Annotated in this window: 21 protein-coding genes and 1 pseudogene; 19 read left to right on the plus strand and 3 right to left on the minus strand. The window is 52.8% G+C overall.

Features of this window, described 5'->3' with window-relative positions:
• The first annotated feature begins 234 nt into the window (after positions 1–234).
• The 10 genes from PMI41_RS15975 to PMI41_RS16020 all read left to right on the plus strand — a co-directional run bounded on the left by PMI41_RS15975 (position 235) and on the right by PMI41_RS16020 (position 11,729).
• On the plus strand, positions 235–1,743 hold the full coding sequence (locus PMI41_RS15975) for a hypothetical protein (RefSeq protein ID WP_008126526.1): 1,509 nt from the start codon (positions 235–237) through the stop codon (positions 1,741–1,743).
• Positions 1,740–2,936 (plus strand): hypothetical protein, encoded by a 1,197-nt coding sequence (locus tag PMI41_RS15980; protein ID WP_008126527.1) that lies wholly within the window; start codon positions 1,740–1,742, stop codon positions 2,934–2,936. The genes PMI41_RS15975 and PMI41_RS15980 overlap by 4 nt, the downstream gene beginning before the upstream one ends.
• A gap of 541 nt (positions 2,937–3,477) precedes the next feature.
• Positions 3,478–4,059: an FMN reductase gene (gene msuE / locus PMI41_RS15985; RefSeq protein WP_008126529.1), complete on the plus strand. Its 582-nt coding sequence runs from the start codon at positions 3,478–3,480 to the stop codon at positions 4,057–4,059.
• A 24-nt stretch (positions 4,060–4,083) separates the two neighbouring features.
• Positions 4,084–5,187 carry a dimethylsulfone monooxygenase SfnG gene (sfnG, locus tag PMI41_RS15990; protein WP_008126530.1) on the plus strand — a complete coding sequence of 368 codons (1,104 nt, stop codon included), beginning with the start codon at positions 4,084–4,086 and terminating at the stop codon, positions 5,185–5,187.
• A 129-nt stretch (positions 5,188–5,316) separates the two neighbouring features.
• Entirely contained in the window at positions 5,317–6,219 is a 903-nt protein-coding gene (locus PMI41_RS15995) for an ABC transporter ATP-binding protein (RefSeq protein WP_008126531.1), read from the plus strand.
• Positions 6,219–7,115, plus strand: a complete 897-nt coding sequence (locus tag PMI41_RS16000; protein WP_008126532.1) for a branched-chain amino acid ABC transporter permease — start codon at positions 6,219–6,221, stop codon at positions 7,113–7,115. The genes PMI41_RS15995 and PMI41_RS16000 overlap by 1 nt, the downstream gene beginning before the upstream one ends.
• Positions 7,116–7,118: 3 nt before the next feature.
• Positions 7,119–8,159: a branched-chain amino acid ABC transporter permease gene (locus PMI41_RS16005; RefSeq protein WP_008126533.1), complete on the plus strand. Its 1,041-nt coding sequence runs from the start codon at positions 7,119–7,121 to the stop codon at positions 8,157–8,159.
• A gap of 97 nt (positions 8,160–8,256) precedes the next feature.
• A complete protein-coding gene (locus tag PMI41_RS16010; protein WP_008126534.1) occupies positions 8,257–9,591 on the plus strand; it encodes an ABC transporter substrate-binding protein in 1,335 nt (444 codons plus the stop codon).
• Positions 9,592–9,663: 72 nt separating this feature from the next.
• A complete protein-coding gene (locus PMI41_RS16015) occupies positions 9,664–10,458 on the plus strand; it encodes an ABC transporter ATP-binding protein (RefSeq protein ID WP_008126535.1) in 795 nt (264 codons plus the stop codon).
• A 23-nt stretch (positions 10,459–10,481) separates the two neighbouring features.
• The gene (locus PMI41_RS16020; protein ID WP_008126536.1) at positions 10,482–11,729 is read left to right on the plus strand and encodes an SfnB family sulfur acquisition oxidoreductase; all 1,248 of its coding nucleotides are present in this window, start codon (positions 10,482–10,484) and stop codon (positions 11,727–11,729) included.
• Between the two features lie 58 nt (positions 11,730–11,787).
• Here the strand turns inward: PMI41_RS16020 and PMI41_RS16025 are convergent, their stop codons facing one another.
• A complete protein-coding gene (locus tag PMI41_RS16025) occupies positions 11,788–13,182 on the minus strand; it encodes an FAD/NAD(P)-binding protein (RefSeq protein WP_008126538.1) in 1,395 nt (464 codons plus the stop codon).
• The gene (gene ssuD / locus PMI41_RS16030) at positions 13,179–14,354 is read right to left on the minus strand and encodes an FMNH2-dependent alkanesulfonate monooxygenase (protein ID WP_008126539.1); all 1,176 of its coding nucleotides are present in this window, start codon (positions 14,352–14,354) and stop codon (positions 13,179–13,181) included. The genes PMI41_RS16025 and ssuD overlap by 4 nt, the downstream gene beginning before the upstream one ends.
• Positions 14,355–14,739: 385 nt before the next feature.
• On the opposite strand from ssuD, the pseudogene PMI41_RS16035 reads away from it, so the two are divergent.
• Positions 14,740–15,422: pseudogene (locus PMI41_RS16035) on the plus strand (IS6 family transposase).
• A 166-nt stretch (positions 15,423–15,588) separates the two neighbouring features.
• On the opposite strand, the gene PMI41_RS16040 reads toward PMI41_RS16035, so the two are convergent.
• Positions 15,589–16,122 (minus strand): hypothetical protein, encoded by a 534-nt coding sequence (locus PMI41_RS16040; protein ID WP_157179411.1) that lies wholly within the window; start codon positions 16,120–16,122, stop codon positions 15,589–15,591.
• 120 nt (positions 16,123–16,242) lie between these two features.
• On the opposite strand from PMI41_RS16040, the gene PMI41_RS16045 reads away from it, so the two are divergent.
• From PMI41_RS16045 to PMI41_RS16080, 8 genes are all read left to right on the plus strand, one after another.
• Positions 16,243–16,839 carry an ANTAR domain-containing response regulator gene (locus PMI41_RS16045; protein ID WP_040855097.1) on the plus strand — a complete coding sequence of 199 codons (597 nt, stop codon included), beginning with the start codon at positions 16,243–16,245 and terminating at the stop codon, positions 16,837–16,839.
• Positions 16,840–16,841: 2 nt separating this feature from the next.
• The gene (locus PMI41_RS16050; RefSeq protein WP_008126547.1) at positions 16,842–18,095 is read left to right on the plus strand and encodes a CmpA/NrtA family ABC transporter substrate-binding protein; all 1,254 of its coding nucleotides are present in this window, start codon (positions 16,842–16,844) and stop codon (positions 18,093–18,095) included.
• Between the two features lie 349 nt (positions 18,096–18,444).
• Entirely contained in the window at positions 18,445–19,743 is a 1,299-nt protein-coding gene (locus PMI41_RS16055) for a CmpA/NrtA family ABC transporter substrate-binding protein (RefSeq protein ID WP_040855414.1), read from the plus strand.
• 10 nt (positions 19,744–19,753) lie between these two features.
• Positions 19,754–20,647, plus strand: coding sequence for a nitrate ABC transporter permease (gene ntrB, locus PMI41_RS16060; protein ID WP_008126551.1), 894 nt, complete (start codon positions 19,754–19,756; stop codon positions 20,645–20,647).
• 10 nt (positions 20,648–20,657) lie between these two features.
• Positions 20,658–21,455, plus strand: coding sequence for an ABC transporter ATP-binding protein (locus tag PMI41_RS16065; protein ID WP_008126552.1), 798 nt, complete (start codon positions 20,658–20,660; stop codon positions 21,453–21,455).
• On the plus strand, positions 21,455–23,914 hold the full coding sequence (gene nirB / locus PMI41_RS16070; RefSeq protein WP_008126554.1) for a nitrite reductase large subunit NirB: 2,460 nt from the start codon (positions 21,455–21,457) through the stop codon (positions 23,912–23,914). The genes PMI41_RS16065 and nirB overlap by 1 nt, the downstream gene beginning before the upstream one ends.
• 4 nt (positions 23,915–23,918) lie before the next feature.
• A complete protein-coding gene (gene nirD / locus PMI41_RS16075; protein ID WP_008126556.1) occupies positions 23,919–24,251 on the plus strand; it encodes a nitrite reductase small subunit NirD in 333 nt (110 codons plus the stop codon).
• 17 nt (positions 24,252–24,268) lie between these two features.
• Positions 24,269–26,911 carry a nitrate reductase gene (locus PMI41_RS16080; RefSeq protein ID WP_040855416.1) on the plus strand — a complete coding sequence of 881 codons (2,643 nt, stop codon included), beginning with the start codon at positions 24,269–24,271 and terminating at the stop codon, positions 26,909–26,911.
• Positions 26,912–26,916 lie beyond the last annotated feature (5 nt).

Consider the following 26,916-nt stretch of genomic DNA (forward strand, 5'->3'; position numbering starts at 1 on the left):
GAAACGGACGCAGGCTTTCGAAGGTATCCATGGTGACACCCTGGCCAGCGCAGGATCTTTATGGACGTTCAGAATTTTGCTCGGTCTGCAGGAGTTGATGTCCCATTCAGTAGGGGCTGTCGTAACCTCGAGAAACGGGAACCGGGGCGGCCGCCTCGGTCCCATCACGTAAGAAGCTTGAAAAGCCTCTTCCAAATTTGAATAAGCTGCTGACAATACTTTGAAGGAGCGCGCTTGAAACCCCTCGACAACAACGGCCTCGAGCTTCGTTCGACCTTCAGCGTCGGAGGCGCGCATCCAACCTTCGAGATCACGTTCGAATCAGGGGACGGACGTGGACGGAACTCCCAGTATGGAGCCGGCGTCGAAATCGTCCTCGAAAGACTGTCAAATCTCGATGCGACGCTGACGCGAGCGCAGATCACGAGCGATCGCGTTTTGAAACTTGTTCTTGAAAAGGCCATCGATCCGAGCTTCGAGCCCCGGGCGTTTCCTTTTCCCCTGCGCCTTCGGGGCACGGATAGCGTCAAGCTTCGCAAGGCTCTGGGAACCGCCGGCGGTCGGGTCGAGAGTGACCAGGCGAGTGGTGGAAACAACACGAGAAAGATGACGCTTTCATTGGATTTGCCTGGTCCTCCGCGGGGAGCGGCAGACCTGGAGCAGGCTCTGGCGGGCTGTCTCGCGGTTCGGCCTCTTGAAATGATACCAGAGCTGGATGACGTCGTTGCAGCCCTCGGTAAATGGCTCGAGGCGCTGAGGCAGGGATCACGTCCGGACAAGGGCAACCGGCTCTGGATGAGTGAAGAGATGGTGATGTTGAAGGTATCGGCATCCGACAAGCGAGCGGGCGCATTCGATGTGCAGCTGGGGGTTCACAGTTCGGGAAAGCCCTGGTCGGTCGAAATCAATTCACCCGGGGCGGCGGCCGATACCAATGGCCTCGTCACCGTTGCTGCCGATACGGAGGGCCGCCGCTTCGTCCTCCGGCAGGGTCGGTTGCGTCCAAACCCGGATTCCGACGGTGAGGTCGAAGGCGCGAAGTTCAGAACGTTGAGCGGCCTTGAGCCGGTGATCGTTACCGGCGCCGTCAGCAAGATCGCCCGCGACTGGTATGTTGTTGCGGACATCGATGGCAGCGCCGAGGAAATCAGACGGCAGACGGGCGAATTCGTTCACGCGTGCGCCAGAGCTCGCCTTCTCTCAAAAGGCTTGGTTCTCCCGCAGCCCGCACCGCCGACATGGGCGTCCGACGAAAAGGGCGGTGTGTTCGTCAAGCGGGCGAAGGATGCCACTCCTGAAAAGGAAATACTGAGACGTCAGGGCGAGGTATGGCTTGCGCTGCGCCGTGTCGTTGAAGAGGCGGGCTTTCATCTTGTGAAGCTGCGGCACGACGCAGGTTATGAAGTCGACGGTATCATCCTTGGCGGACCGTCCAGGATTCTCATCGAAATCAAGACCAGCTCATCGGTTGCTGACATCTACGAGGGGGTGGGCCAGCTCGTTCTCTACAGCCGCATGCTGGATCTGTCCGATCATCGTTGCGTTCTTCTCCTTCCCGGAAAGCCGAGTGCGGCCCTCGTTTCTGCAGTCGAGGCGGAAGGGCTGATGATCTCGACATACAAGGTCGCGATGAACGGCAGGAGTGCGCATGTGGTGTTTTCGGAGGCATTCCTATCGCAATGCGGCATGCCGACTGCGACGGCTGAACCCATTGTTTCCACATTGACTTCCGGTGTCCTGTGATCGTTGTCGACCAGCTCAAACTAGCCTCCCTGGCGGATTCCAACCTTTTTCTGCGCGCGCTCTGGGCAAGTCTTCGCGATCGATTTGGGCGACTTGGCTGGCAATATACACCCCGTCGAACCGGCTCGCAGCAACTGGTCCGGTTTGGATGGATGTCTCTCGGCACGACAGCTCCGACAGGCGTGGAGGTGAGCATACGCTATAGGAAGGTCGGCGTGATCACGGCGGTCCAGTTCAATCCTCAATACGGAATAAAAGAGATCCATCCCGACATCGGACAGATGCTCCGGGCGTGTGTGAAGGAGGCTTTCAAACGCAAGGACCAGCCCAGTGAGCACTTCCTGTCGACCCAGGTCAGAACATTCCCTCAGATCCCGCTTGCTCACTACCGCGGCAGCAACTGGAACTGCGGGCCGCTGACCAATGGACAGTCGGAGATTGGTATCTCTGTCAGGGGTTTCGATGATGCCGATCTTCGGCACGAATTCGCTGTACGCCTTGTCCCACTGATGGATGCCCTGTCCTGCATGACCAATGTCGCCTTCGAAGAGGTTCATGACAGAGAGGGTGAAGTGAGTGCCCGGCACGAAGATGCAAACCAGTTTCTGGTCGAAGAAGACTGGCTCGATGACTTTCCCACGATAGATCGTCTGCTCCGGCTCAGCGTTGCGCAGCTGCGATTCTGCGAGGACCTTGTTGAAGAAAGGACTGGCGACAACCGTCTGACGCGCGCGGCGAGCATCTTCCACAGGGCCACGGGCATATATCGCAACCTTCCGGAAGCCCATGACGTCGCCATGGCGCTTTTCGTGTCAGCGCTCGAAGCCGTTGATTCGCCTCTGAGCAATCCTGCCAGCTGCCCCGCATGCAGTCAGCCAACGTACAAGATATCACAGCGTGTCGTGGATCTGGGCAGAAAGCACCTCGGGCCGGGTGTCGAGAGAATTTTCAAGGAAAGCTATCAACGACGGTCCAAATATCTCCATGCAGGCAAGGTTGTCGCGTCGCAGCCCGTGACGTCTCACTTCATTCCGCAGCTGGACCCGGACGGTATCGAGGGATGCGCAATGCCGTCAGCCGCGGGTAACCCGAAGAATCTCATGGAATTCACGAGCTTCGTCATCAGGCGAGAAATGCTCTTCAACGATCAGTCCCTTCACAGCCAGACGGGTGAATCTGACGGGCTTCCCTAGCGAGGGGCGGCCGGTTATGCCGGACGCGAACGCCGAGGCTGCGTGCTTTAATCCTTGAACCTTCAATATGCTCGGGCAGTTTGTACAAAAACGCTGAAATACCTTGCGAGTTGCGCCAGACGTTCTGGCACGCAGTCGACCTGCAGTATAATGCGATCAGTGGATAATCCTTTTAATACAATACTTTAATAGGAATTGTAGACATCTGCGCTACAATCGAAATCGGCGAAAATTCGCCTATTATCGGCATTTTCAAAGGAATGGTTGTCTATAACTTCCGACCTTGGATACAGCAAAATTGCAAATTTTTTGGCGAGTCGGACCATATATGATTAGCTCATTGTTTGATTGCAGACGTCCCACATCTATCTCACGTGGCACGTCGATCCAAGATTCCAGCGGCGGGGCATTTGGCTCTTTGCGCGCACCTACACACACCAGAATTTTCGTACCCCGCGTGAATTTTGGAATGCGTTTCTTTTACGAATGCCGGTCACCCCTTTTATGTTGACGCTGCTTATAGTGAGAGGAAGATTGCAGCGTGGGAAATACAAAAGTTCTTGGTTTATCGGGCAATGTGAAACGACCTTCGCGAACGGCATCGGTTGTCCGATCCATTGTCAGTTCAATCGAACAAAAATTCTCTGTTGAAAGTCGTGTGATTGAATTGGTGGACGCCGCGCCAATCCTGTTTCAAGCGTTGAGAGCCGATCAGCTAGATCACTCTGGCAGGGCTATTATCGATGAGGTGGAAGCTGCGGATGTTCTCGTTGTCGGCTCCCCTGTCTATCGAGCCTCCTATACCGGAGCTATCAAGCATCTGTTTGATCTTGTCGACTTTCGCGCGTTGACGGGAAAAAAGGTCATTTTGGCAGCGACCGGTGGCACGCCGCTGCATGGCTTGATGACAGAGCATCAGCTGCGCCCCTTATTCGGCTTCTTCAATGCGCTGACAATTCCGACTGCAGTTTATGCGGTCGAGAGCGATTTTAGCGGGCATGTGCTGACAAACCCAGCTGTATCCGAACGCATTGATCGGGCAGTTAGCGAGCTAGCTCATCTTTTCCCGAATGGGACAATCAAAGGCAAGATCAGTCAACCAGGCCTCTACGAGGCTGTTTAAGCATTTTAGTTTGGAGATACGAACATGTCATTGCAAACCACCAATCCCGTCAAATTTGCCTATTGGGTTCCTAATGTTTCTGGTGGACTCGTGATCAGTGACATAGAGCAGCGGACCAGTTGGGACATCGACTACAACCGCAAGCTTGCGCAGATCGCGGAAGCTAATGGTTTTGATTATGCTTTGAGTCAAATACGGTTCACGGCAGGTTACGGTGCCGAAAATCAACATGAATCAGTAGCTTTCAGCCATGCATTGCTGGCAGCTACGACCAAGCTGAAGGTGATTGCAGCGCTGTTGCCTGGACCATGGAACCCGACGTTGGCGGCCAAACAGATCGCGACGATCAGTCATTTGACCAATGGCCGTGTTGCTATCAACGTTGTGAGCGGCTGGTTTCGTGGTGAGTTCGCTGCCATTGGTGAGCATTGGCTTGAGCATGACGAACGTTATCGCCGATCCGAAGAATTCATCCGGGCATTGCGCGGTATCTGGACTGAAGATAATTTCACTTTCCATGGCGATTTCTATCGGTTCAATAATTACACAATGAAACCGAAGCCGGTCGATCCGCAACCTGAAATCTTTCAGGGAGGTTCTTCCCGTGCTGCGCGTGATATGGCTGCCCGTGTTTCCGATTGGTACTTCACCAACGGCAACACGCCAGAGGAAATCAAGAAACAGGTGGATGATATTCGCAGTAAAGCTGCAGCCAATGGCCATAGCGTCAAAGTTGGTGTGAACGCTTTTGCTATTGCACGTGAAACTGAAGACGAAGCGCGCGCTGTTCTTGACGAGATCATCGCCAAAGCCAATCCGGAAGCGGTGCAGGGTTTTGCCGACCAAGTAAAGAACGCTGGCAAGGCATCCCCGGAAGGCGAAGGCAACTGGGCAAAGTCGTCATTGGAAGATCTCGTTCAATATAATGACGGATTCCGCAGCAATCTCATCGGTACACCCGTACAGATCGCCAAGCGTATTATTGCGCTAAAGGAAGCTGGTGCCGACCTCATCCTGCTCGGATTTTTGCATTTTCAGGAAGAGGTCCAATTCTTTGGGAAGCACGTTATTCCGCTAGTGCGCGAGTTGGAAGAAGAGAAATTATCTACGGCGGTAGCTGCCGAGTAACAGCCCGGCGTAATTGATCTGGCATTCGTATTGACTGAACGTTGACCGGGTTTGATCGCGGTCTGCGAGCGAGATTTTTTGTCTGCCGTTCGGAATTTCATCAGGTAGCGATGTAGTTGGAGAAATTGAATGAACTCAATAAACCGCATATCGGGAGTGCATACCGCGACGTATCTGCCTGTCGATATTGCGGCAGAGCAACAGAACGCACGCGTATATGGCAACGAGCCACATCCAGCTGGCAAGATCGCGCTTGGACTTGAAAGCGTAAGTCTTTCCTTTGGTGGTGTGGTCGCTTTGGAGAATATTGATCTTTCAGTTCGCCCCGGGGAAATACGGGCTATCATTGGACCCAATGGTGCAGGCAAGAGCTCACTGATCAATGTTATCAGTGGCGTTTATCGCCCTGATCGAGGGCATGTCAGGATTGGCCATGACCGTTTCACCAATGTGCCTACGCAAAAGCTGGTCCATCTTGGCGTTGCACGCACATTCCAGAACCTGGCTTTGTTTAAGGGATTGAGCGTTACCGACAATGTCATGTCGGGCCGGGCACATAAAGCCAGATCCACATTTCTTGGACAGATATTTGGTATTGGCCGATCGCCATCTGAAGAGGTAGATGCACATGACCGTGCGGCCAAAATTCTGAAGTTCCTCAATCTCACTGATGTTGGTAACCGACTTGCTGGTACTTTGCCCTATGGGTTGCAAAAGCGCGTCGAACTTGCCCGCGCTCTCGTTGCAGAACCTGCGCTGCTCCTGCTCGATGAGCCCATGGCCGGGTTGGCGGAGCCTGAAAAAGTTGAAATGACAAAGTTTATCCGCGCGGCCAATCGTGAGTACGGCACGACAATCGTTCTCATCGAGCACGACATCGGCGTCGTCATGGAGCTCTCCCATTATATTGCTGTCTTTGATTATGGCCGGAAGATTGCCGATGGAACACCAGAAGAAGTTCGCGCTGACCAAAAGGTGATTGACGCCTATCTCGGTGTTGCAGCTGAAAACATTGATGGCGGGGGAATCTGATGCTTGATTTCGATTGGCAGTTCTTCCTTGAAGTCCTGATTGGTGGTCTGCTCTCGGGTGTGATGTACTCACTTGTCGCACTGGGTTTTGTACTGGTTTACAAGACATCGGGTGTTTTGAATTTTGCTCAGGGAGCGATGCTGCTCTTTGCAGCTCTGACCTTTGTAAGCCTGGTGGAAAAAGGCATTCCATTTGCATTGGCTTTGGCTATTACCTTTGGGGTAATGGTTGCCATCGGCATTGCAATTGAACGTGTCGTACTCAGGCCACTGACCAACAGGCCGCCTATGACACTCTTTATGGCGACACTGGGTCTCTCATATATACTCGAAGGTGCCGCCCAACTGATATGGGGAACGCAGGTCCATGGGCTGGATCTAGGTATTGACGATATTCCCTTTGAGGTTGGTGGCGTACTGATAAGCCAGTTTGATTTATTTGCTGCTTCGGTTGCCGCAGTTCTGGTGCTGTTGCTGTCAATTTTCTTTCGCTACACCCGGATTGGTCTTGCTTTCCGTGCGGTTGCCGACGATCAGTTTGCAGCACTTGCAGTTGGCCTGCGTCTGCCATGGATATGGGCAACTGTGTGGGCTGTTGCAGGACTTGTCGCACTGGTCGCCGGATTGCTTTGGGGGGCAAGGCTTGGCGTTCAGTTTTCTTTATCGCTCGTGGTTCTGAAAGCCTTGCCGGTACTCGTGCTTGGCGGGTTCGACTCGATCCCCGGGGCAATAGTCGGCGGGCTTCTCATTGGAGCAACAGAAAAGCTCGCAGAAGTTTATATAGGTGAATATTTCGGTGGAGGCATCGAAAGCTGGTTTGCGTATGTTGTTGCCCTGGCTTTCCTCTTGATACGTCCTTCCGGAATTTTCGGACAAAAGCTGGTGGAAAGGGTTTAGGTCATGACCATTGCCACGCTTGAAGCCATTCCAACATCATACACTCCGCGATGGCTTACTCCCGTTCTGTTGCTGGGCATTGCCTATCTGATAATTCCTTTGGTGGGCACCAGCTATTTGTTTGAAGCGATACTACTACCTTTTCTCGCACTCAGTTTGGCTGGGGTAGGGCTGAATATTCTTACAGGATATGCCGGGCAAGTCTCGCTGGGCAGCGCCGCATTTCTAGCGGTTGGTGCTTTTGCAGCGTATAATTTCAATCTTCGGATTGATGGATTGCCAATACTCGGCAGCATATTTCTATCGGGCGTGGTTGCCGCTGCCATAGGCATTGTTTTTGGCCTGCCGAGCCTTCGTCTAAGGGGTTTTTATCTGGCAGTATCCACCTTGGCTGCTCAGTTTTTCGTCCAGTGGGCGCTTACCAAGTTTAGCTGGTTTTCCAATAATTCTGCGTCTGGCGTTATCGATGCGCCACCACTTTCAATTGCCGGAGTAGAATTCAACAGCGCGGTAGGCCGCTATCTGTTTTCGTTGACGATCGTGGCCGTCCTTACATTTCTTGCCTACAGGCTGGTTTTATCGCAGACCGGACGAAATTTCATTGCGGTACGCGATAATGAAACGGCAGCACGGATTATCGGTGTGCCTGTACTGAAAACGAAACTGATAGCCTTTGGAGTTTCATCTTTCGTTATCGGCATTGCCGGCGTTTTGTGGGCATTCGCCTATCTGAGAACTGTCGAGCCGGCAGGCTTTAATCTCGATCGATCGTTCCAGATATTATTCATCATTATCATTGGCGGACTTGCATCCATACGCGGTGCATTTTTTGGAGCGGCTTTGCTGGTCGTCACGCCGCTCATTCTGTCGCGAGTGGGATCATTCCTGCTTGGTGATTTCTTCGATTCCGGTGTGCTGGATATGAGTCAGCGCATCGTTCTGGGAGGACTGATCATCCTGTTTCTCATTCTGGAGCCGGATGGCTTGGTGTCGTTCTGGGACAGGATTCGAAAACGAACGACCACTCGTTTGCTCAGGCAGTGATGCGTCCGGGGAGCCATCGAGTTCCTACAATAAAACCTTCGCCTTTAATCAACATTGGATCGGATTTTGCCGGTCAACGAGAGGAGTGTATCCAAAAATGCGCATGTTCAACAAAGCCAAACTGTTGGCAATCGCGGCAAGCCTTGTTCTGTCTGCCGCCATACCCGTCACTCACGCGGACGAGCAGTATTTTCCTCTGCAAAGCTACCGCGTCGGTCCCTATGCCGCCGGTGGAACGGGGTTTTTTGGCGGGTTTATCGACTATCTCAATTTGATCAATACGCGCGATGGCGGTGTCAATGGCGTCAAGCTCACCTGGTCGGAGGGAGAGACGCAATATGAAGTGGAACGCGGCGTTGAGGTTTATGAGCGCCTGAAAAACACGCCCGGTGTTGCCGCGTGGAATCCGCTGTCCGTTGGCATCGCCTATGCGATGATCGACCGCATTACGCAGGACAAGGTGCCACTGATCACAATCAATCATGGCCGTACGGATTCAACCGATGGGCGGGTTTTTCCGTACGTCTTCCCGCTATTGCTCAACCCTTATAGCGAGACGTCAGGCATCGTGAACTATATCGCCTCAAAGGAAGGTGGGCTGGAGAGCCTCAAAGGCAAGAAGATTGTCGTGCTCTATCATGGCTCACCTTACGGCAAGGAAACCATTCCGATTTATGAACTCCTTGCACAAAAATACGGCTTTGAACTGCAGCAGATTGAAGTCCCGCACCCCGGTAATGAACAGCAGGCACAATGGCTGACAATTCGCCGGGCAAAGCCGGATTATGTTGTTTTGCGCGGCTGGGGAGTCATGAATCCGGTTGCCTTGAAAAGCGCTGCAAAGGTTGGCTTTCCAGTTGATCACATCGTCGGCAATGTCTGGTCGAATTCGGAAGAAGATGCCATTCCCGCCGGTGACGTAGCAAAGGGTTATACGGCCATCACGACACAGGCCTCGGGTGCCGAATATCCTGTGGTGAAGGAAATCGTCAAGACTCTCTACGACAATAACAGGGGCAATCTGGAAGACAAAAACCGGATCGGCTCGGTGTATCACAATCTGGGAATCGTCAACGGCATTCTCAATGTTGAAGCCATCCGTATTGCTCAGGAAAAATTTGGAAAACGAACGCTGACCGGCGATGAAGTGCGTTGGGGGTTCGAACATCTGCAACTGGACCCTGCCCGAGTAGAGGCATTGGGAGCCAAGGGCTTGTTCCATTCGATCAATGTGACCTGGGATAATCACGAGGGCAACGGTTACGTTACGTTCCAGCAATGGGACGGTAAGAAGTGGAATGTTGTCTCGGACTGGATTGCGCCTGATTGGGCGTTGCTTCGGCCCATTATCGAGAAATCCGCTGAAGCTTACGCCAAGGAAAAAGGCATCAAGCTACGCACGACTGAGGATGCGGTAACGGCAACCAACTGAAGCATGAGGCCAGGGTGATGATATTGCCCGGGCCTGGATTCTGGATGCTGCTCAAAACGTGAGATAAATCCTATGGCTGACAATAACCCACTGCTGGTCATTGATGGTGTGAGCGCAACTTACAACCACGCAATTACTGCATTGCATGGTGTGAGCCTGACTGTGGATCACGGCGAGATCGTTGCGCTACTGGGAACCAACGGTGCGGGCAAGACGACCACTCTTAAGGCCATATCAAATCTGCTCCCGGCAAGCCGGGGTCAGATCACGACCGGTTCTATCCGTTTCGATGGAAAAAATGTCCCCGCCACGGCACCTGCTGATCTTGTACGTTCCGGTTTGGTTCAGGTGCTGGAGGGACGCCATTGCTTTCGCAATCTGACGGTGGAGGAAAATCTCATAACGGGCGGCATTGGCCGTAATGCACGCCGGCACGAGATATCTGACGATCTGGAAAAAATTTACGACCAGTTTCCAGGCCTGAAGGAGAAACGGCGAACGTTGGCGGGCCTTACATCAGGTGGCGAACAGCAAATGACAGCCATCGGCAGGGCTTTGATGTCACGTCCGCGACTGCTTGTTCTGGACGAACCTTCGATGGGCCTAGCACCATTGGTTGTCAGGGATATTTTCGAGACCTTGCGAAAGCTCAATCACGACACCGGACTTGCAATCCTCGTCGCTGAGCAGAACTCCACCGTGGCACTCAAATATGCGAACAAAGCTGTAATTCTCGAAAACGGTAAAGCTGTTTTGAGCGGTACTGCGGAGCGGCTCCGCAGCGGCAGCGATGTGACGAACCTGTATCTTGGCCAAAAGTCCGAAACTAGCAAAACAGCCCATTATTTCACTGCTGTTGGAACCTGATCCATTAAACGAGGAGATACTGTATGACCATTTCCAAAGTGAACATCGACAATGCATCCGAGGCGGTTCCGCCATTTCCCCGACCAGCCGAATTAGCTCACATAATCAGCAGCGATGTTGAGGCGATTGCCATCGCAAAGAAATTGGCTGAGAGCTTTATAACGGGATCGGCAGAACGGGACCGGGAACGTATCTGGCCAATTGTTGAATTGGATGCATTTTCCCAAAGCGGGCTATGGTCGATCAACGTCCCGAAAAAGTTCGGCGGCCCCGAGCTTTCCTATGCAACACTGGCAAAGGTAATCGAGATTATTTCAGCCGCAGATTCTTCCATCGGGCAGATCGCGCAAAATCATCTTGGTGTTGTTGCAGCTATTCGCACGGTTTCGGACGAAGAGCAGCAAAAACTCCTGTTTGCAGAAGTTTTGAAAGGTACGCGTTTTGGGAATGCTTTTTCGGAGTTTGGCTCAAAGCGAGCAGTTGATTTCGAAACGCGTTTCACCGATCACGGCGATTATGTACTTGTAAACGGCCAGAAATTCTATTCTTCCGGTGCATTGCTAGCTCATCTTGTGCCCATTGTCGCCCTTGATGATGAAGGGCGTGCCTGGTACGCAATTGCCGAACGCGGTGCTCCGGGTCTCAATGTCATCGATGACTGGACAAGCTTTGGGCAGCGCACGACATTGTCCGGGACGGTCATTCTCAACAATGTCAAAGTTCCCAAAACCCATCTTGTCCCCGGATATAAGGGGTATGAAAAGCCCACTGCGGATGGCGCGATTTTTCAGATCATTCAGGTGGCCGTTGATACGGGTATCGCCCAAGCTGCAATTGATGAAACCGTAAATTTCGTGCGGACGAAAAGCCGAGCATGGGTCGATAGTGGCGTGGAGCATGCGTGGGATGATCCGTACACGCTTCAGGCAGTAGGCGATCTTAATCTGCGTTTACATGCTGCACAGGCTCTTTTGGAAAAGGCTGGCTATGCCATAGATCGCGCTGTTGCTAACCCGAATGCCGAGACTGTTGCAGAAGCCCAGATTGTTACGGCCGAGGCAAAAATTCTGTCGACCGAGATAGCCATCGCTTCCACCAACAAACTGTTTGAACTCGCAGGTACGAGATCAACTCTTGCAGAACATAATCTTGACAGGCATTGGCGTAACGCACGAACCCATACGCTGCATGATCCGGTTCGTTGGAAATACGCAATTCTCGGCAAGTACTTTCTCAATGGCGAGAATCCACCACTGCACGCCTGGAGTTAAAGAGTCAGGCGCTCTGTGCACGGCAAAAGGCTCAGGCGGGTGAAGGTACCGTCTGAGTTTATGTCGCGAACCTGTGGCTAAGCTGATCTTTGATTGCACCTGCGAGAAATTCTGCATAGCGCGTTACTTCCGGCACACCCATCAACTCGCCGAACGTACCTCGCGCCAATGGCCCGCCGATATACAAGTTTTGTATAGCTTTGCCTTCGAGGCCTATGGCTTGTCCGGTTTGTGCCGTATGCAAACCGATACCGATCGGATCTGCACTAAGCAGGCCTTGAGCGAAAAGTGATTCCACAAACGCGTTCTCACGAGCAATTGCAGAGTGCGCGGGCCCTGTTGTGATGATTATCGCATCAAAGCTTGCTGTTTCTAAGCCTGCGCCATAACGCTGCCGGTAGCTCACCTTAAAACGGCCTTCGTCAATACGGGCAGAATGCAGGGACGCCGGAAGAATGGTGAGGCTGCCTTCCAGCAGGCGCCGGTCCAAAACAGCCTCCACTTGAGGCGCAATCCGAAACCGATGCACGTCCCAGAGTGACCGCAAATGACGGACAAGCCGCCGCCGTTCTTGGACGGGTAATATGCCCCAGATTGATGGCGCTTGATCCCTTAAAGCATCAAGCACAGGATGCCAGCTTAGGCCCTTCTTTGCCGCATGCTGGAGCATTTGCCTGACCGTGCGCAAAAGGGAGCGTGCGGTGGCGTCATTGCCGAATGTCCCAAAGGCTTCAACTGTTGCAGGTGCATGTCCGCGAGAACGATAGCCATGCCGTGAAAGAGCGGTAATCGGACCATGATGATTGCGCCGATCAAGCGAAGCAATTATGTCGGCCGCTGTCAGCCCCGTGCCGACGATCAGAACAGCTTGCTCTGATTTGATCGTGTTCAATGCATCCACGATGTAGGGGTCTGCGATAAATCGCGATGTGCCTGTGAGATGCTGCAAGGCGGTTGGCACGGAGGGTGAGGGATGGGTTGTTGCAACAACGATGACGTCCGCATTCAAAACCGTATCATCGCCAAAAACGATAGTATAGCTTTCGTCAGCAAATGTGGCTGACACCACCCTGTTCTTTATATGCCGAACCTGTCCCGATTGAAGGAAGGGTTTGATATGATCATGGACGTAGCGCCCAAAGACTGAACGCTGCGGAAAATCGTCGCCTTTCGCAGTTTGAGCAAAGATATCTTCAGCGCTTGCCCCGTCTGTTTTTAGCCAATTGATAAAATGGTCAGACTCGGCTGATACCATCGTCATTTTGGTAGCAGGCACGTTGATCCGGTGTGCGGGGTCTGTCGTGGAATAGGCCAGGCCTCCCCCGAGGTTTTCTCTCGGCTCGACAATAATTATCTCTATGTCGTTCTGAGTGGTTTGTTTTGCCAGATGATATGCGATGGCTGTTCCGGAGAAACCTCCACCAATAATTGCAACAACAGGCTTTGGTATCACGATTGCATTGCCCGCAGGCTGGCCGGGCGATGGTCTCCAGCGACAGTTTCACCGAACGGGCCCATATTGACCGAAGTGGCACTGGTGCGAATCTCATGATCAAGCGGCAGGTTTGGCAGTACGAGTTCACCAAACCGGTAAGCTTCTTCCAGATGTGGATAGCCTGAGAGAATGAAGGTATCGATGCCAATGCGACGATACTCGTCAATGCGCTCTGCTATTGTTGCGGCGTCACCAACCAAAGCGGTTCCCGCGCCTCCGCGTACAAGACCCACACCAGCCCACAAATTGGGGCTGACCTCAAGTTGATCCCGGCGACCGCCGTGTAATTGGCTCATGCGCGATTGACCCACAGAGTCCATGCGGGCAAACACCTTTTGCGCCGCAGCAATAGTATTATCGTCGAGCTTGCTGATCAGCTTTTCGGCTGCTGCCCACGCCTCTTCATTGGTCTCCCGCACGATGACGTGCAGACGAATACCGAAACTGACCTTGCGTCCGGCCTTTTTTGCCAGCGCATTGACGCTGTTGATTTTTTCCGCCACCGCTGCCGGAGGCTCACCCCATGTGAGGTACTTGTCGATCTGCTCGGCGGCGACGGCATTCGCGGCTTCAGATGAGCCACCAAAATAAAGCGGTGGATGCGGCGTTTGATGAGGAGGGAAAAGCAAGCGCCCGTCCTCGACTTTGAAGTGTTTCCCGGTAAACTCTACGGTCTCGCCGCGTAGAACGGCCTTGTAAATATCCAGAAACTCCCGGGTAACCTCGTAGCGTTCATTATGAGAAAGGAAAATGCCGTCGCCCTTGTTTTCAACGGGGTCGCCTCCGGTGACAACGTTGATCAGCAGCCGGCCTTCCGATATGCGATCCAGCGTCGCTGTCATGCGCGCGGCCAGTGTAGGTGATTGTAAACCAGGCCGCACAGCAACCAGAAAACGCAGTTGCTTTGTTAATGGAGCCAGTGCCGAGGCAACAACCCAACTGTCTTCACAACTGCGGCCAGTGGGCAGCAGCACGCCATAATAGCCGAGCGTATCTGCAGCCTGTGCTACCTGCTGCAGATACGGCAGATCCACGGCTCGTCCACCTTCAGAAGTGCCTAGATAACGGCTGTCGCCATGCGTGGGAAGAAACCACAGAACTTTGATTTTGTCTGAAATAGTGATGGTCATAATGATCCTAATGGGCGGCAATCTTCTGTAAGGTAACGGGTATTGAGTGATGAGGAATAGCGTGTTTGATATCACGAATTGCAGGCGGTTTTGAGGACAGTTCCGAGCTGATGTTTCCTGTTTCTCGCAAACTCATTTCGTGATGCGGAACGCACCTTAAAACGTCCGTCTATCTCTAAAAAAGAAATGGTTTGCTAATCTGCTTTCGGAAGTGAAATTTGATTTCCTCTCAAATAAGCCTCAACTCCTCGGCTCTGCACTAGGCTGCAACCCGTGGTGATGGATCCGAGAATGAATTTATAATGACAATGCACGATTCTGTTGCAAACTCTCTGTCAATGAAGTGAGTGCTACTCTTCTGGCTTTGAAAAGCTGAGTATTTTCAATGTTCAAAGGCCGCCATTTCGATAAGTCAGTAATCCTGCTCTGCGTGAGATGGTATCTCGCTTACAATTTAAGCCTGCGCAATTTGAAGGAGATAATGGCCGAGCGCGGCATTGAGATAGATTACTCGACGGTGCATCGCATTGCATTTCAGTCCACAACTGCTTGAACGCTTTAACTGTAGGGAGCGCCAAGTCACGTGCAAAGGGAATTTTGATGAAACGTACGTCGAGATCAAAGGCGAATGGATGTATCTGTGCCGCGCCATTGACAGCAATGGCGCTACAGTGGAGTTTTTCTTTAGCAGAGGGCGCGGCTTAGCTGCTGCCAAACGTTTCATGCGCAAGGCTTTGGCCCGCCATGGCAGACCAGAGCGCATTACAATTGACGGCAGTCAAACCAATCGTATGGCAATCACCCAATGCGATGCGGCAAGCCGACTGCAACAGGCTGGTAAGCTCATCACCATCCGCTCCAGCAAATACATGAACAACATCGTTGAGCAGGATTATCGACGCATCAAACATCGGATTCGATCTATGCTGGGCTTTCAAGTCCGAAACCGCAGCCAGTATCACACTGGCTGGTATTGAGCTCATCCACATGATGCGAAAGCAGCAAGGTCTGTTTGCATCAACGAAAGCTTATTCCCTCAAATACCAGTTCGAGGCACTCGCAGCATAATTGTGTCCGGAGATAAGGCCCTTCGGGGCCTGTCTTTTGGCTCATTGCTGAAGGCCAATTCTGAAAACTAAGGTTTCTCGCGCATGCCAACTCCGCAGAGAAAGGCAGCCTTTATGAAAGTGGAAATCAAACTTCTTAGGCTCTCATTGCGCCTGTTGATCTTCTTTTACTCATCCGCTGCATTAACGCTGACGGACCCGGTTTTATCATCTTTTCGTGCCCTGCGTGCGTGCTGCCGGTATATGCCGATCTTGTTTGCGCGGTTCTGCAGCATGCTTTGCGTTGCAAATGGAAAAGCTTCAAGAAGGTGTATCCATGAGCAATACGAAAAAAGCTCTTTCAAAAGAAGATCTTCTTCCATGGTCCAATTGTGACGGTAATGACCATACAGGCCGAGATACCTGCATTTGTAATGAACCGAAGTTGCACTGCGGAACTTCAGCTTCTTTTGAATGACGTCAAGTTGGGGGAAATAACGCAGGCAAATCATAATCTCTTCTTGAGACCACGGCATATTGTCCTGAGATGACATGTCAACCCTCATCTGCTGTAGCGGCAGAGCAGGGATGTTCGTTGCCCGCAGAGGTACGTGCCTTCGCATGACGAACAGGTCCCCCAACCTGCCCATATGACAGACAGAACTATGTCTCTGAACAAAGCTTTTGTCTATCAGAAATAATGCTGAGAATTTCTGTATCACGATCTTGATAAAGGCTCTTCGCGTCGTTTGCTTTGCGGAGAAGCCGTTCGACCTAACAATCACATTTGGTGTGTCCTAATGTAGCATTGCACAATAATCGTGCATGCGCAAAATCTAGGCATGAACACTGTTTTGTCCATAATGATCTTCGACGAAAATCGTATCCGCGCCTCAATTATCGAGGAAGGATTGCGAGAGGCAGGGCACAATAAAGTTGTTGTACTGCATGAAATCGACGGTTTGGCCCGGCAGATAGAAGTCATTGGTCCCGATGTTATTGTCATCGATATTGAGACGCCGAACCGTGACATGCTTGAGCACCTTTTTCAGCTGACACGCTCGGTACGCAAGCCAATTGCCATGTTTGTAGACCGCTCCGATAGTTCATCCATTGAGGCGGCAGTCGACGCCGGCGTCTCCGCTTATGTCGTTGATGGCCTCAAGAAGGAGCGGGTAAAGCCCATTCTTGATATGGCTGTCAGCAGGTTCAAGGCATTCAGCCGGTTACAACAGGAACTGGCGGAGGCGAAGGGCGCCCTTGAAGAGCGGAAAATCATTGATCGCGCCAAGGGCGTCCTGATGAAATCCCGCTCCATGTCGGAAAACGAAGCTTATTCATTGTTGCGGCAAACGGCGATGAATGAAAAGCGGAAGATTGCGGACATCGCGCAAAGCGTTGTTACAGCCGCCGCACTTTTAGGAACCTGGGAAGGATAGCGATGAGTTTCATCGGCACCGGAATTGATAAAGGTGGACTGGCCGCGCCAGCCAATATTGCCCGTCCAGGGTCGAAGCTGGTTCGGGCAGGGTTCATTCCTTTGGTCGACGCTTCAGTTCTGGTTGCCGCCTCCGAAGTTGGATTTGCGGCACGGGAGGGTATCCAGCTCAATCTGACAAGGGACGTATCATGGGCGAACATCCGTGATCGACTGGCTTTCCGGCAATTCGATATTGCGCACATGCTGGCGCCAATGCCGGTTGCATCCAGCCTTGGTCTGGGCTCCAACCCGTCACCCGTTATCACGCCTTTTATTCTTGGACGCGGGGGGAACGCAATCACGCTTTCCCTTGCTCTATACAGGCGAATGCAACAAATGGCGGACTTGTCCGGCAAACAGGATGCGCTGGCAAATGCAAAGGCATTGAAAGCCGCAATCCAGGCTCGCCGCGATGAGGGATTGGAACCATTGACGCTGGGCATAACTTATCCTTTTTCATCGCATAATTATGAATTGCGATACTGGCTGGCAGCCGGAGGCATCGACCCTGATCACGACGTCAGGCTGGTCGTCGTTCCGCCACCCATGACATCGGATGCGTTATCTGCCGGAGTTATTGATGGATTTTGTGTTGGTGCGCCCTGGAATATGGTGGCAGTATCGCGCGGCGTTGGCTGCATTGTTGCGGTAAAGGAAGACATCTGGTCGTCCAGTCCGGAAAAGGTCATAGGCATGCGACCGGATTGGTTTGATCAAAATTCCGATACGGCTTTGCGTCTGATTGTTGCACTGGATCAGGCAGCCCACTGGTGCGATCAAGCGGAAAACCGCCGTGAACTCGCCCTGATATTGTCGGGACCCAATTATCTCGATGTGTCGTTCGAAATCCTGCACCGTGTTCTGCTTGGTCACTTCACTATCGACCCGGATGGAACCGAGCGCACGGTTCCCGACTATTTCAATTTCCATCGCGATGCGGCGAATTTTCCGTGGGTCAGCCAAGCCCAATGGATTTTCAGTCAAATGGCACGCTGGGGCCAGGTTAGCTACAGCCAATCGCTTGCTGACCAGGCGGGCGCCGCCTTTCGACCAGACTTGTACCGCCGCGCAATAGGGTCCCGCACCGATATTCCGGCCAATGACACACGCGTGGAAGGAAGCAACCTCGCCGATGCTTTCATTGACGGCGCCGTGTTTGACCCTGCCAATATCCCAAGCTATTTGCAAAGTATGGATGTGAGCGACACCGCATAGGTGAGTCAGAACTCCTGCTCATTAATTGTGCATCGCACAAAGTTTCTACAAACCCTGCATCTGGAATGACCAGAGTTTTAGCGCACCTGTTTTCATAGAAATCATCGCTCTCAAAATAATTATTTTATAATCAATAACTTAATATTATTATACACAATTGGCACGCTACTTGCTTTGATAATTATGTTCCGTCAATGAAGACAGGAACCGCTTGCACCATATCGGGTGCTTTCAAAAGACACAGACGTCGCTTGGCTCAGTTCATTTCAACGGTTTTACCGGGAATGCGCATGATCCAGCGACGTTTTTTTTCGACCAACCTTTAACGGCCGATTTGCAGGGGAAGCTTATGGATCAGAAAAATTCGAATACGATAGCGCGACGCAAATTCCTGAAAGCTAGTGCTGCGCTGACCCTGTTGTCAGTTGCAAAGTCGATGTTTCCGGGTGGTGCTCTTGCTGCCGGTGCAGGGCCTGAAACGACAAAAGCTGTTCTCGGTTTTATTGCCCTCACAGATTCCGCACCACTCATTATCGCAAAGGAGAAAGGTTTCTTCGCCAAGCACGGGATGCCGGATGTCGAGGTTGTCAAACAGGCTTCGTGGGGAACAACGCGGGACAATCTTGTGCTCGGCTCAGAAGGTAACGGCATAGATGGCGCTCATATTTTGACGCCCATGCCCTATCTCATAAGTACGGGCAAGATTACCCAAAACAATCTGCCATTACCTATGGTCATTTTAGCCCGGCTTAATCTGGATGCTCAAGCCATTTCGGTTGGCTCTGCTTATGCGCAGATCAAGGCTGGAACAGATGCCGGCGCTCTGAAGGAAGCATTTGCCAAAAAGAAGACTGAAGGGAACGCGGCCAAAGCTGCAATGACTTTCCCGGGTGGCACCCATGACCTCTGGTTGAGATACTGGCTGGCGGCGGGGGGGATTGATCCGGATAAGGACGTTGAAACGATCGTCGTTCCGCCGCCTCAGATGGTTGCGAATATGAAGGTCGGCACCATGGACTGCTTCTGCGTCGGGGAACCATGGAACGCCCAGCTTGTGAATCAGGGGATCGGCTATACCGCCGTCAATACTGCCGAAATCTGGGCTAAACACCCTGAAAAGTCTTTCGCCATGCGGGCCGATTGGGTGGAAAAGAATCCCATCGCAACAAAGGCCCTCCTGATGGCAATCATGGAAGCCCAGCAATGGGCAGACGAGATGACCAACAAAGACGAGCTGGCAGCTATAGTTGGCAAGCGTGCCTGGTTTAACGTCCCTGCGATGGACATAGCGGGGCGGCTTAAGGGCGATTATGATTACGGCTCCGGGCGTAAGGAAACTGCCAGTCCCCACCTCATGAAATTCTGGAGAGATCACGCCTCCTACCCGTTTCAGAGTCACGAAAAGTGGTTCCTTGCAGAAAACATGCGATGGGGAAAATTTGCCCCGGATACTGATATTTCAGCGCTGGTTGGACAAGTAAACCGCGAAGACGTCTGGAGAGCGGCAGCGTCTGAGCTTGGCGTAGCAGCGGCAGATATCCCGGCAACCAAATCGCGCGGTATCGAAATATTCTTCGACGGCAAAGTTTTCGACCCCGAAAATCCTCAGACCTATCTCGCAAGCCTCGACATCAAACGTTTTGCTTAAGGAGACAGGTATGTCTGTCAGCTCCGTTCCAACGAAACTCGTTCAACCCGTAAAAGCACAAGGGGAAGTCGTGACGCTTGCCGTTTCTGCGCACAAGCCTGTACGCAGATTGCTGCCTCAGTGGCTTTCATCGGCGGCAGCGCATGTCTTTCCGCCACTGGTTACACTCCTTTTCCTCCTGATATTCTGGGAGATTGTCTGTTCTTCTCCAACCGCAAGTGTCCCGCCGCCATCGCGCGTTGTCTCCGAGACCTGGGAACTCATCGTTCATCCGTTCTACGTTGGACAGGGTGTCGATCAGGGATTGTTTTGGCATGTCTTCGCAAGCCTCAAGAGAGTTGCGCTCGGATATTGTCTCGCTGCGTTTGCAGGCATTGCGCTTGGCGTACTTGTTGGTCAAAGCGAATGGGCCATGCGCGGGCTCGATCCGATCTTTCAGGTTCTGCGAACCGTCCCGCCGCTCGCCTGGCTGCCCTTGTCTCTGGCAGCGTTTAAAGACGGTAATCCATCAGCGATCTTTGTAATTTTCATTACTGCCATATGGCCAATCATCATCAACACCGCGGTCGGTATCCGCAATATTCCGCAGGACTACCAGAACGTAGCGAAGGTACTGCGGCTTAACCAGCTTGAGTACTTTGCAAAGATCATGATCCCGGCGGCAGCGCCCTACATTTTTACGGGTCTTCGCATCGGCATCGGACTTTCCTGGCTGGCGATTGTCGCGGCGGAAATGCTGATCGGCGGGGTGGGAATCGGGTTCTTCATCTGGGATGCGTGGAACTCCTCGCGCATCAGCGACATCATCCTGGCGCTCATCTATGTCGGTATCGTCGGATATCTCCTTGATCGTCTAATTGCCTTCATCGCCAAGGCTGTCACCCGCAACACGGCAAGCGCCTGAGGAATTCATCATGGCAAAACCTTATCTTTCACTTGAGCAGATCGACATGGTGTTCAGCCGTGGCGGTGCAACAACACAGGTGCTCAATCAAGTCTCGCTTACGGTCGGGAAAGGAGAGTTCCTGTCAATCATCGGCCATTCCGGATGCGGAAAATCGACACTGCTTAATATTGTTGCAGGTCTTACACGGGCCACACGGGGCGTCGTATTTCTGGAGGGTGATGTCGTCGATACGCCGGGGCCGGATAGGGCCGTCGTTTTTCAGAACCATTCTCTCCTGCCTTGGCTTACAACCTATGAGAACGTGAAGCTGGCGGTCGATAAAGTATTTTCTCCGACGAAAAGCCGCGCTGAGCGGCATGAATGGACAATGCGTAATCTTGAACTTGTGCAGATGGTACATGCCAAGGATAAGCGTCCATCGGAAATATCCGGCGGCATGAAACAACGGGTGGGCATTGCGCGCGCATTGGCAATGAAACCAAAAGTTCTCTTGCTTGACGAACCCTTCGGTGCGCTTGACGCGCTGACACGTGCACACTTGCAGGATCAGGTGATGCAGATCCATGCAGAGCTTGCAAATACAGTGCTGATGATCACGCACGATATAGACGAAGCGGTTCTCCTTTCAGATCGCATCGTGATGATGACCAATGGCCCGTCGGCAAAAATCGGTGAGATACTTGAAGTGCCGCTTGAACGACCGCGTCGTCGCATCGAGCTGGCTACGGATGCGCCTTATATCCGCTGCCGCTCATCAGTGATGAAATTCTTGTACGAACGTCATCGTCTTGTGGAGGCCGCATAATGACAGCGCTCAAACAGAAACTAGTCGTCATCGGCAACGGCATGGCACCGGGCCGCGCGCTGGAGCACCTGCTGGAGTTGGCACCCGACGCCTATGAGATTGTTATCTTCAATGCGGAGCCCAGGGTAAACTACGACAGGATCATGCTTTCGCCGGTGCTTTCCGGAGAGAAGGAGTTTGAAGAAATCATTATCCATGGTGATGGCTGGTACATCAAGCATGGCATCACTCTCTATAAGGGCCACACGGTCGTCAACATTGACCGCGAAGCAAAGACTGTCACCTCCGATGCAGGCACCACGGAATCCTATGACAAGCTTCTCATCGCAACTGGTTCGGTCCCATTTATCCTGCCGCTGCCGGGGAAAGACCTTCCCGGCGTCCTGACCTATCGCGATCTCGACGATGTCAATGCCATGCTGCTTGCAGCACAATCGCGAGCAAGAGCCATCGTGATTGGTGGCGGGTTACTTGGGCTGGAGGCTGCTGCTGGCCTTGCTTCACGCGGCATGGAAGTGACCGTACTGCATGTCATGCCGACCTTGATGGAACGGCAGCTTGATCCTGCTGCCGGTTACCTGCTTGAGAAAGCCGTCGAGGCACGTGGTATCAGGGTTATTACAAAAGCCAATACCAAGGAGATTATTGGCAACGGCAAGGTTGAGGGCGTCGTTCTGGCCGACGGTACGATTTTGCCTGCTGATCTGGTTGTCATGGCAGTGGGAATAAGGCCAAACGGAGCTTTGGCCAAAGATGCAGGACTGGAGATCAATCGGGGCATTGTTACCGATGCCGGCATGTGCACCTCGGAGCCCGGTATATATTCCATCGGCGAATGCGCCGAGGTTGGTGGACAATGTTACGGCCTTGTCGCCCCATTATACGAAATGGCGCGCGTCGTTGCTGCACAACTGGCTGGCGATACCAGTGCAGCCTTTGTCCATAGCGAAACCCCGACCAAACTGAAAGTTACGGGCATAAATCTGTTTTCTGTCGGCGATCTTGGCGAGGGCGACGACCGGCAGGAGATCGTACTGCGCGATGCAGCCGCCGGCGTTTACAAGCGCCTTGTCCTGAAGAACGACCGGATCATCGGAACCGTGCTTTATGGTGAAACATCCGATGGTGCGTGGTTTCATGATCTGACCAAAAAACGTACCGATATTTCGGAAATGCGCGAAACCCTGATTTTTGGCCAATCCTATCAGGGAGGGTCGCCTCTGGACCCTATGGCGGCCGTTGCAGCCTTGCCGGATGATGCGGAAATCTGCGGCTGCAACGGCGTATGCAAAGGAAAAATTACAGGCGCCATCACGTCCAAAGGGCTACTGTCCCTTGATGATGTTCGTGCGCATACCAAGGCATCCGCTTCGTGCGGCAGTTGTACAGGCCTGGTCGAGCAACTGCTGACCCTTTCATTGGGCGACAAGTACAATCCGTCAGCCGTTACACCAATGTGCGGCTGCACTGATCTTGGTCATGATGATGTACGCCGCTTGATCAAAGCCAAGGGTTTGAAGACCATCCCCGCAGTGATGCAGGAGCTTCAATGGAAGACATCCTGCGGTTGTGCCAAATGTCGCCCGGCGTTGAACTATTATCTGGTCTCGGACTGGCCGGATGAATATGCCGATGACTATCAGTCGCGCTTCATCAATGAACGGGTACACGCGAATATCCAGAAGGACGGCACCTACTCCGTGGTTCCCCGTATGTGGGGCGGAATGACGAATTCAACAGAGTTGCGCGCAATAGCCGACGTTGTCGACAAATTCGAAATTCCTGCTGTTAAAGTAACGGGTGGCCAGCGTATCGATATGCTGGGAATCAAGAAAGAAGACCTGCCCGCAGTTTGGGCCGATCTTGGCAAAGCCGGCTTCGTATCGGGTCAAGCCTATGCGAAGGGTCTGCGTACCGTCAAAACCTGCGTCGGGACCGACTGGTGCCGCTTTGGTACGCAGGATTCAACCGGCTTGGGTATCCGTATCGAAAAATTCATGTGGGGGTCATGGACTCCGGCCAAGCTTAAAATGGGCGTATCCGGCTGCCCTCGAAACTGTGCGGAAGCCACCTGCAAGGACATCGGAATTATCTGCGTGGATTCCGGTTATGAAATTCATTTCGCCGGTGCAGCAGGTCTCGATATCAAGGGTACAGAAGTGCTCGGTCTCGTCAGGACGGAAGACGAGGCGCTGGAGCACGTTGTAGCTCTTACACAAATGTATCGCGAGCAGGCCCGTTATCTGGAGCGTATTTATAAATGGGCCAAGCGCGTAGGCATAGAAGAGATCCGCCGCCAGATCATGAATGACGCGGAAAAGCGCAAGGCGTTTTTTGAAAGGTTCGTTTTCAGCCAGAAATTCGCGCAGGTAGATCCTTGGTCCGAACGCGTATCGGGCTTGGACAAACATGAGTTCCGGCCAATGGCAACGATTGGCTATGCACAGGCAGCGGAGTAAGGCGATGAGCAACTGGATTACCATAGGCTCGATAAACGACATTCCCCGCCGCGGTGCCCGCTGCGTCATGACCCCACAAGGCAAGATTGCGGTCTTTCGCACAATGGAAGATCAGGTCTTTGCCATTGACGACCACTGTCCGCACAAAGGAGGCCCTTTAAGCCAGGGCATCGTGCACGGCGCATCGGTTACATGCCCCCTGCATAACTGGGTCATTTCGCTGGAAACAGGCAAAGCACTGGGTGCGGATGAGGGTAGTGTCCGAACCATCCCGCTCAAGCTGGATGGTACCAGCATTCTTGCTCATCTGGAAACGACGGCTGTTGCAGCAGAATGATGAATCATGAACCAACCATGACCCGCACCACTTGCCCTTATTGCGGAGTGGGTTGCGGCGTTCTCGCCACCAAGGAGGAGAGCGGAACCATCGGCATCAAGGGTGATCCCCTGCATCCTGCCAATTTCGGGCGCCTTTGCTCGAAGGGTTCCGCTCTTGGCGAGACTGTTGATCTCGAAGGACGATTGCTCCGGCCTCAAGTCTCGGGAAGAAATGCAAGTTGGGACGACGCATTGGACTTGGTAGCCAGTCGTTTCTCCGAGGCTGTCCGGCAGCACGGTCCCGACAGCGTCGCCTTTTACGTTTCAGGACAACTGCTCACCGAAGATTACTACGTCGCAAACAAGCTGATGAAAGGATTTATCGGTTCAGCCAACATCGATACCAATTCACGTCTGTGCATGTCCTCTTCAGTTGCAGGTCACATGCGTGCATTCGGTTCAGATACCGTTCCCGGGACATATGAGGATTTGGAACTTGCGGACCTTGTTGTTCTTACAGGGTCCAATCTGGCGTGGTGCCATCCTGTTCTTTACCAGCGGCTGATTGCTGCCAAAACGACGCGGCCGCAGATGCAGATTGTGGTCATCGATCCACGCAGGACCATGACAGCCGATATTGCCGATATGCACCTTGCTATCCGCCCGGATGGGGATGTTGCGTTGTTTATGGGCCTGCTTGGATTTTTGGCAGGAACGTCAGCGATTGATCAGGAATATATAGACACCCACACGAGTGGGTTCATGGCCGCCGTTAACGCTGCGCGTCAATTAAGCATGGCTGATCTGGTTCATAAAACGGGCTTGGATAAGCGGCAACTCGGTGCCTTCTTTACGCTCTTTGAGAGAATGCAAAAAACTGTCACCTGCTATAGCCAGGGCGTGAACCAATCCGTTTCGGGAACGGACAAGGTAAACGCAATTATCAATTGCCACCTGGCAACTGGTCGCATCGGGCGCCCCGGCATGGGGCCGTTTTCGCTGACGGGCCAGCCAAATGCCATGGGGGGACGCGAGGTCGGCGGGCTGGCCAATATGCTCGCCGCTCACATGTCGATTGCGAGTGTTGAAGACCGCAACAGGGTACGGTCTTTTTGGAATTCACCAGACATTGCCTCCAAACCGGGTTTGAAGGCGGTGGATATGTTTCAGGCGGTGGCAGACGGTCGAATACGAGCAATCTGGATCATGGCGACCAACCCCATCGTATCCATGCCTGATGCAGATGCTGTCAAGGCAGCCATCAAAGCTTGCCCGTTTGTCGTTGTATCTGACATCGTTCAAACCGATACAAGCCGCCACGCACATGTCTTGCTGCCATCCCTTGGATGGGGAGAAAAAAACGGAACTGTCACCAATTCCGAGCGAAGAATTTCCCGTCAGAGGCCATTTCTATCCGCGCCCGGTGATGCCAAAGCGGACTGGTGGCAATTGGCTCAAGTGGGTCGAAAAATGGGGTTCGGAGCTGCTTTTCAGTATGAATCACCTGAAGAAATATTTGCCGAACATGCCGCTCTTTCTGCTTACGAAAACCGGGGTACGCGCGATTTTGATATTGGTGCCTACGCGCAAATCGACAAAAAAACCTATGAAACGCTAGCGCCGGTGCAGTGGCCGCAACCGCGAGCAGCATCAGATCAGACAATACGATTCTTCGGAAATGGTGGATTCTTTCACCCTGACCGGAAGGCACGATTTATCGCAGTGCAGGCAAAAACGAGCGAAAGGACTGGAAATCTTTTCCCGCTGACACTCAATACCGGCCGTATACGGGATCAGTGGCATACGATGACACGTACCGGTAAAAGCGCTCGGCTTGCAGCTCATATTGCCGAGCCTTTTGCGGAAATCCACCCCAGCGATGCCGAAGACCTTGGAGTTGCAAGCGCTGACCTTGTGGAACTGGAGAGCACATATGGCACGATCATCGTCAGGGCTTCGGTGACAAACCGGCAGATGCGCGGCAGTGTTTTTGTGCCTATGCATTGGAATGATAATTTTGCTGCCAAGGCCCGTGTCGACACTTTGGTAGCTCCTCTTGTGGACCCCATTTCGGGGCAGCCAGCACTGAAAACCGGCACTGTGGTGGCACGAAAATTTGCCGTTGCAAGCTATGGCTTTGCGGTTTCCACGGCAAAGCCGATGAATATTAATCTCGCCTATTGGGCATTGGCAAAGGCGCAAGGCGGATGGCGGATCGAATTCGCCGACAATGAAACTGCTGACTGGACGCAATGGGCGCGTGCAACGTTCGGCATTCCGGCAGGTATCGAACCGTTGGGCTATCACGACAGGCAATCGGGCGATTTCCGCTTGGCATTTTTCGACGAGGGCAAACTGCTGGCGGCCCTGTTTACAGCAACCAAACCAGTGGTAGTGGCGCGGAGCTGGATGATTGAACAGCTCTCGTGTTCTCACGCGGATTTATCAAAGCGCTTTTCAATCATCGCAGGCCGCCCTGGAGACACAAGCGCTGACCCGGGAGCCAGCGTCTGTTCCTGTTTTAGTGTCGGTGTAAACCAGATCATTTCAGCCGTTCGCAGTGGGTGCACCACCGTAGCTGCTGTTGGGGCAGCGACTGGGGCAGGAACCAATTGCGGTTCCTGCCGAACCGAAATCAGGGGGATCATTGATGGATGCAATGCGGTGGCCGCTGAATGAACCAG

Source organism: Phyllobacterium sp. YR531 (assembly GCF_000282595.1).
Classification (GTDB): domain Bacteria; phylum Pseudomonadota; class Alphaproteobacteria; order Rhizobiales; family Rhizobiaceae; genus Phyllobacterium.

Excerpts from the sequence above, each read along its gene's own strand:
- PMI41_RS15995 (WP_008126531.1), top strand. The coding sequence starts at position 5,317 with ATGAACTCAATAAACCGCATATCGGGAGTGCATACCGCGACGTATCTG.
- PMI41_RS16050 (WP_008126547.1), top strand. The coding sequence starts at position 16,842 with ATGAGTTTCATCGGCACCGGAATTGATAAAGGTGGACTGGCCGCGCCA.
- PMI41_RS16080 (WP_040855416.1), top strand. The coding sequence starts at position 24,269 with ATGACCCGCACCACTTGCCCTTATTGCGGAGTGGGTTGCGGCGTTCTC.
- PMI41_RS16005 (WP_008126533.1), top strand. The coding sequence starts at position 7,119 with ATGACCATTGCCACGCTTGAAGCCATTCCAACATCATACACTCCGCGA.
- PMI41_RS16020 (WP_008126536.1), top strand. The coding sequence starts at position 10,482 with ATGACCATTTCCAAAGTGAACATCGACAATGCATCCGAGGCGGTTCCG.
- PMI41_RS16015 (WP_008126535.1), top strand. The coding sequence starts at position 9,664 with ATGGCTGACAATAACCCACTGCTGGTCATTGATGGTGTGAGCGCAACT.
- nirB (WP_008126554.1), top strand. The coding sequence starts at position 21,455 with ATGACAGCGCTCAAACAGAAACTAGTCGTCATCGGCAACGGCATGGCA.
- ntrB (WP_008126551.1), top strand. The coding sequence starts at position 19,754 with ATGTCTGTCAGCTCCGTTCCAACGAAACTCGTTCAACCCGTAAAAGCA.
- ssuD (WP_008126539.1), bottom strand. The coding sequence starts at position 14,354 with ATGACCATCACTATTTCAGACAAAATCAAAGTTCTGTGGTTTCTTCCC.
- PMI41_RS16055 (WP_040855414.1), top strand. The coding sequence starts at position 18,445 with ATGGATCAGAAAAATTCGAATACGATAGCGCGACGCAAATTCCTGAAA.
- PMI41_RS16010 (WP_008126534.1), top strand. The coding sequence starts at position 8,257 with ATGCGCATGTTCAACAAAGCCAAACTGTTGGCAATCGCGGCAAGCCTT.
- PMI41_RS16000 (WP_008126532.1), top strand. The coding sequence starts at position 6,219 with ATGCTTGATTTCGATTGGCAGTTCTTCCTTGAAGTCCTGATTGGTGGT.
- PMI41_RS16045 (WP_040855097.1), top strand. The coding sequence starts at position 16,243 with ATGAACACTGTTTTGTCCATAATGATCTTCGACGAAAATCGTATCCGC.
- PMI41_RS16065 (WP_008126552.1), top strand. The coding sequence starts at position 20,658 with ATGGCAAAACCTTATCTTTCACTTGAGCAGATCGACATGGTGTTCAGC.
- sfnG (WP_008126530.1), top strand. The coding sequence starts at position 4,084 with ATGTCATTGCAAACCACCAATCCCGTCAAATTTGCCTATTGGGTTCCT.
- nirD (WP_008126556.1), top strand. The coding sequence starts at position 23,919 with ATGAGCAACTGGATTACCATAGGCTCGATAAACGACATTCCCCGCCGC.